Origin of the sequence: Avibacterium endocarditidis, assembly GCF_002921145.1 — a bacterium.
Taxonomy (GTDB): domain Bacteria; phylum Pseudomonadota; class Gammaproteobacteria; order Enterobacterales; family Pasteurellaceae; genus Avibacterium; species Avibacterium endocarditidis.
In genome coordinates this window covers 1-6,378 of record NZ_PQVI01000137.1, presented here as the reverse complement: position 1 = coordinate 6,378, position 6,378 = coordinate 1, and the positions used below count along the sequence as shown (strand labels likewise).

3 protein-coding genes, 2 pseudogenes and 1 riboswitch are annotated in these 6,378 nt (G+C 41.7%); of the genes and pseudogenes, 2 read left to right on the top strand and 3 right to left on the bottom strand.

The window, feature by feature from the left end; all coding sequences use genetic code 11:
• Together tesB and xthA are read right to left on the bottom strand one after the other, a co-directional pair.
• Positions 1-864, bottom strand: a pseudogene (gene tesB, locus C3Z13_RS10080) (acyl-CoA thioesterase II); the annotation flags it as partial.
• Positions 865-1,037: 173 nt separating this feature from the next.
• Entirely contained in the window at positions 1,038-1,841 is an 804-nt protein-coding gene (xthA, locus tag C3Z13_RS10075) for an exodeoxyribonuclease III (protein WP_103855830.1), read from the bottom strand.
• Positions 1,842-2,114: 273 nt separating this feature from the next.
• Here xthA and C3Z13_RS10070 point away from each other — a divergent pair, with 273 nt between their 5' ends.
• Together C3Z13_RS10070 and torA are read left to right on the top strand one after the other, a co-directional pair.
• Positions 2,115-3,239, top strand: a complete 1,125-nt coding sequence (locus C3Z13_RS10070; RefSeq protein ID WP_103855829.1) for a NapC/NirT family cytochrome c — start codon at positions 2,115-2,117, stop codon at positions 3,237-3,239.
• A 34-nt stretch (positions 3,240-3,273) separates the two neighbouring features.
• A riboswitch (molybdenum cofactor riboswitch) is annotated at positions 3,274-3,406 on the top strand.
• Between the two features lie 81 nt (positions 3,407-3,487).
• A complete protein-coding gene (torA, locus tag C3Z13_RS10065) occupies positions 3,488-5,959 on the top strand; it encodes a trimethylamine-N-oxide reductase TorA (RefSeq protein ID WP_103855828.1) in 2,472 nt (823 codons plus the stop codon).
• 194 nt (positions 5,960-6,153) lie between these two features.
• Here the strand turns inward: torA and C3Z13_RS10060 are convergent.
• Positions 6,154-6,378: pseudogene (locus C3Z13_RS10060) on the bottom strand (YcgL domain-containing protein); the annotation flags it as partial.

The following is a 6,378-nucleotide window of genomic DNA, read 5'->3' as shown; positions in this document are numbered from 1 at the left end:
TATTTTTCGCTAAATCGAATTAAACCTTCTTGCTGTGTGGTGGCGATTAAACGCCCTTGACGATCGAAAATTTGTCCGCGTGATAAGCCCCTTGCGCCAAAGGCGTTAGGGCTTTCAATGGCGTAAAGTAGCCAATCGTTAAGATCCCCAGCTCGATGAAACCAAATAGAATGGTCGATGGTGGCTAATTTCATTCCTGCTTCTAAAAAGCCTTTTTTATGTGGGTGGAGGGCAGTGAGTAGCGGATGAAAATCAGAAAAATATGCCAACAAACATTGCTGAATGGCGCGATTGTGCGGCACTTCACCATTGGCTTTCACCCAAACATATTGCTCAGGTGGCAAGGTTTTTCCTTGAAAAGGGTTATTGATATATTTAGTACGAATATCAAAAGGGCGCTCAGCAGTAAATTTATCGCGAATTGGCTCTGGGATATATTGTGCCAATTTTTGCAATGCCACACTTTCAGCCATAAAGCTGTCTGGCTCACCGACATTTGGCATTGAAGATTGGTGATCAAAGCCTTCTTCTTCCATTTGAAATGAAGCGGTAATGTGGCAAATGGCTTGATTATGCTGAATGGCTTTCACTCGCATTGCAGTGAAATGATGCCCTTCACGCAACACTTCCACATCATAAATAATCGGGTGCTGACTATCCCCAGGGGCAAGAAAATAGGCGTGGCAAGAATGTAATATGCGATCTTGGGGGGGCAACTTGAATCGCCGCAGAAAGCGCTTGTGCCACCACTTGCCCACCAAACACTTGGCGCAAACCTAAATCTTGGCTTTGCCCACGAAAGAGAAAATCATCAAGCTGTTCTAGCTTAAGTAAATCAATAAGCTGGTTGAGTACCACAGACATTTTATCTACCTTTTAATAAAAATAAGTGCGGTGTATTTTACGGGAATTTTCAATGGTAAGCTAATTTGAACAGGAGGTTTGGTAAGGTATTTGAGATAATCTATGAATTAACAAAGAGTGATAAATCAAGTGTGGTGTAAAATTTTCCAAAAATTCACACCGCACTTGTCATTTTATTCAAACACCGCCCAAATTGGTGCGTGGTCGGAAGGCTTTTCCATTGCACGAATATCCAGTGCAATGCCTGTATCTGTGCAGCGATCGATTAAATTATTGCTTGCCAAAATATGATCAATGCGTAAGCCGCGGTTATCGTCAAAGCCTTTTGAGCGATAATCAAACCAAGAGAATTTATCGTTAGTCGTTGGGTTTAAATGGCGGAAAGTGTCCGTTAAACCATAGGCATATAAGCGGTTATACCATTCTCTTTCTTCAGGTAAGAACGAGCATTTTCCTGTACGCAACCAGCGTTTACGGTTTTCTTCACCAATGCCAATATCCAAATCACTCGGGCTGATATTCATATCACCCATAATAATAATCGGATTTTCTTTATTATGATCCTGCTCTAAATAGCGTTGCAAATCTGCATAGAATTTTTCTTTAGCAGGGAATTTTGTTTCGTGGTTGCGGCTCTCCCCTTGTGGAAAGTAACCGTTGATTACTGTGAGCAAACCAAATTCTGTTTCCATTTCCGCCATAATAATGCGTTTTTGTGCGTCCGCTTCATCTGTAGGGAAGCCTTTGTGAATGGCTTTGGGCGCTTGTTTGAGCAAAAATGCTACGCCATAATGCCCTTTTTGCCCGTGGTGATAAACGTGATAACCCAAGTGTTCCACCAACGCATAAGGGAAATCTTCATCTGCCACCTTAATTTCCTGCAATCCCAAAATATCGGGCTGATACTGTTCAATAATGGCTTCAAGCTGATGAGGTCTTGCTCGTAATCCATTGATATTAAAAGACATTACTTTCATTCAATAAGTTCCTAATTATTCATTAATAAAAATCAGACGGGCATTATACTAAGGTTTGTAAGATTTCAAAAATGATAAAAAATTTCACCGCTCTTTAAATGAAACTTAATGAATTTCAGATGATGTTTTTTGAACCTTATTTGCGTTAAGTCAAATTCCGTTCATTTATCCCATAAGCAAGTTGATGAATTTATTGAAAATTATAGTGCTGAACTTATAATCTCAACCATTATTTCTACCTATTTTGATGTATCTGTTTGATGTGGGGGAGCTATGGCGAAATTGAATAAGAAATTTGTATTAGGTGGTTTGTTTGGCGTGTTGCTTGGTGTGGGTGTGTTTGCGGGAACGCAATATGCAATGAAAGCTACCAGCAGCACTGAGTTTTGTGTGAGTTGCCATTCGATGAACATTCCGAAAGAAGAGTGGGAAGGAAGCGTGCATTTTTCTAATCGTAAAGGCATTCGTGCGGAATGTGCAGATTGCCATATTCCGCAAGATTCCACATTTCATTATGTGAAAACTAAGGTGATGGCATTAAAAGATGTGTGGAATACCCTTGTGGTCGATAAATTGCCAGATCAAGAAGCCTATGAAACTCATCGTTTAGCTATGGCGAAACAGGTTTGGGCGGAGATGAAAGAAAACGATTCAGCCACTTGTAAAAGTTGTCATAGTGCTGAAGCAATGGTGCTTTCAGAGCAATCAGAAGCCGCACAGAAAATGCATAAAATAGCACAGGAAACCAACCAAACGTGCATTGATTGCCATAAAGGCATTGTGCATTTTATGCCTGAAATGGAAGTTGATAACCAAGAAGCCAGTGGTGAGTTAAGTAAACACGGTGGGGAGTTTAGCCCACAGGATAAAACCTTATATAGCCTAGCGATGAGTAATGTCAATATTGCTGATGGGGGCAGTATTCGCCTAATGCCTTATGCGGAATTAACCGATTGGAAAGCTTCGGGTGATCAAGTTTCAGCGACGATCACAGGCTGGCAGCAAGCCGGAGCGGAAAGCATTCTTTATATGGATTTAGGTAAACGCATTATGGTGGCGTTATTGGAAGATGTGCCACAAGATAAAATGCAGGTGCTACGTTCTGTTTATGATGAAGTTACCGCTTCCGATTGGAAGGAAGTCCGTTTGCAAATTAATGCACCGAAATCTATTTTAACGGCAAATTTGACCGCACTTAATCAATTTGGTCACAATTTGAATGAAACCTATTGTAGCGGTTGCCACGCTGCAATTGGGGCAGATCATTACACCGCGAATCAATGGATTGGTGTGGTGAACTCAATGAAAAATCGTACATCAATGTCAGCAGATGATGTCCGCACACTCACGATTTATTTACAACGTAATAGTAAGGATAAAGTGGGCGCATCACATTAACAGTTTCCATTTGGAATATCGCTAAAATTATTTAGCACTGGTTTGACTCCGAGCTTGTGATCCTAAGTCGAAAGATATGGAAGCAATGCCTGCAACTTGATTGCACAATGGTATGGTTAGAAATGATTATGCCACTCGTTTTAGAAAGGTGTCGTAAGTTAAACTCATAGCATTTTATAAGTGCGGTGCAAATTTTCAGAATTTTCCCCAGATATAAAATGCCGTGGAAAGTCATACTGAGGTGAACAATGAAAAAACAAGACAACATTAATGCAAGTCGCCGTGATTTCATTAAACATTCTTCATTAGGTCTTGCAGGAACATCTTTATCAGGTGGGGTAGTAGGATCGTTGGTATCTTCTAAAGCAGTGGCGGCAGAACAAAGCACGGTGGTTACTGCGGCACACTGGGGACCTTTAGGCGTCGTTGTGGAAGACGGTAAAGTGGTGAAGTCAGGGCCAGCGATTCCCGCACCGCTAACCAATGAATTGCAATCTGTGGTTGCCGATCAGCTTTATAGCGAAACCCGTATTAAATATCCAATGGTGCGTAAGGGCTATTTAGAAGGCAACAAAGATACTACCTTGCGTGGACGTGATGAATGGGTACGCGTATCTTGGGAGCAGGCGTTTGATCTTGTGGCAAAAGAGATAAAACGGGTGAGAGATAGCTACGGTGCAACAGGGATCTATGCTGGATCTTATGGTTGGTACAGCTCAGGCTCACTACACGCAGCTCGCACCTTGTTGCATCGTTACCTTAACGTAACGGGTGGTTTTGTTGGCTCAAAAGGGGATTATTCTACTGGGGCTGCACAAGTGATTATGCCGCACGTTTTAGGCACAATTGAAGTTTATGAGCAACAAACCAGCTGGGAAACCATTTTAGAAAGCTCAGAGATTGTGGTGTTATGGTCGGCAAATCCGCTCACAACTTTACGCATTGCGTGGACATCTACGGATCAAGAGGGCTTAGCCTATTTCAAAAAATTAAAAGAGAGCGGCAAACGCATTATTTGTATTGATCCTGTGCGTAGCGAAAGTTGTGAGTTTTTAGGCGCAGAGTGGATCCCGATTAATACGGCAACTGACGTACCACTAATGCTAGGGATTGCACATACCTTAGTGAGCGAAGACAAGCACGACAAAGCTTTCTTGAAAAAATACACGTCAGGCTATGATAAATTTGAAGAATATTTATTAGGCAAAACAGATGGGCAGCCAAAAGATGCTACTTGGGCGAGTAAATTAACTGGCGTGCCAGTAGAGGTGATTAAACAACTTGCCAATGATTTTGCAACTAAACGCACAATGTTAATGGGCGGTTGGGGAATGCAACGTCAACGCCACGGTGAGCAAAGCCACTGGATGATGGTAACGCTAGCTTCTATGCTCGGGCAAATTGGTTTACTGGGCGGCGGTTTCGGCTTTAGTTATCACTATGCCAATGGTGGCGTGCCAACCGCAACAGGCGGAATTTTAGGTTCGATTACCGCAAATCCTGCTGTACAAGCCGGGGAAAAAACGTGGCTTGATGAAACATCTAAAATGGCATTTCCTGTGGCACGGGTGGCAGATGCTTTACTTAACCCCGGCAAAACGATTCAATATAATGGCACGGAAATTACCTATCCCGATATTAAATTAGTGTATTGGGCGGGTGGTAATCCATTTGTGCATCATCAAGATACCAATACCTTAGTGAAAGCTTTCCATAAGCCAGATACCTTTATTGTGAATGAAGTAAACTGGACGCCAACGGCACGAATGGCTGATATTGTATTGCCTGTAACCACCAGTTATGAGCGTAACGACTTAACAATGTCAGGCGATTATTCAATGATGAATATCTACCCAATGAAACAAGTTGTGCCACCGCAATTTGAGGCGAAAAGCGATTATGACATCTTCACAGAATTAGCGAAGCGTGCTGGTGTGGAAGAACAATTCACCGAAAATAAATCGGAAATGGATTGGTTAAAAGGCTTCTACCAAACGGCATTTGATGCTGCACGCAAAAACCGTGTATTAATGCCTAAATTTGAGAAATTCTGGGAAGAAAATAAACCAATTACTTTCAAAGCCAATGAAAAAGCGAAAAAATGGGTGCGTTACGAAGAGTTCCGTAATGATCCATTGTTGAATCCATTGGGTACACCATCAGGTAAAATTGAAATTTATTCTGATGTGGTAGCCAAAATGAATTATGACGATTGCAAAGGCTATCCAAGCTGGATGGAACCGGCAGAATTTGCTGGCAACACCACTGCAGAAGCACCTTTAGCTTTAGTTACACCTCACCCATATTACCGCTTGCACAGCCAGCTTGCACATACTTCATTACGTCAAAAATATGCCGTGAATGATCGTGAACCAGTGTTGATTCATAAAGATGATGCGGCAACGCGTGGTATTGTTGATGGTGATATTGTGAGAATTTATAACCAACGCGGACAAGTGCTTGCAGGGGCTGTGGTTACTGATGGCATTATTAAAGGCACAGTAGCCTTGCACGAAGGGGCTTGGTACGATCCTGCGGATCTTGGACAATCGGATAAACCATTGTGTAAAAATGGCTGCCCGAATGTGCTTACCCGCGATGAAGGCACGTCAAAACTTGCACAGGGTAACTCGCCAAATACTTGTATCGTACAAGTAGAAAAATTCACTGGCGAAGCGCCAGCCGTAACGGTGTTTAAACAACCGAAACAATCGGCATAACTGCTTAGTAATATAAAAAAATCAGCCTTAAGGGCTGATTTTTTTTTTCCCGTACTTTAAAAGTGCGGTGGTTTTTTTGTGAATTTTTTAGGCTAAGATTAAATTTTCTAGTGCTGTTTTTGTTATCTTCCAGAAAAACAAAAACTCAGCGATGGGCTGAGTTTTATATTCACTAATGAAGTGCGGTACTTTTTTTATAAATTTTCCAACAAATTTTCTTCTTTTTTTTGGTCATTTTGTAGATAAAAGCCTTGTTGCTGGATTTTTTCTAGCACTTCTTGGTTATCTGCGTTTGATGAGCGATTTTTTCACCTTTTAAGATTAAATAGCATTACAAAAATGGGCGTGCCGAAACTGTCACGTAGGGTTTCGGGAATTGGGGAGAAATCATCGCGTTTAGCAATGTATAAATACATTCC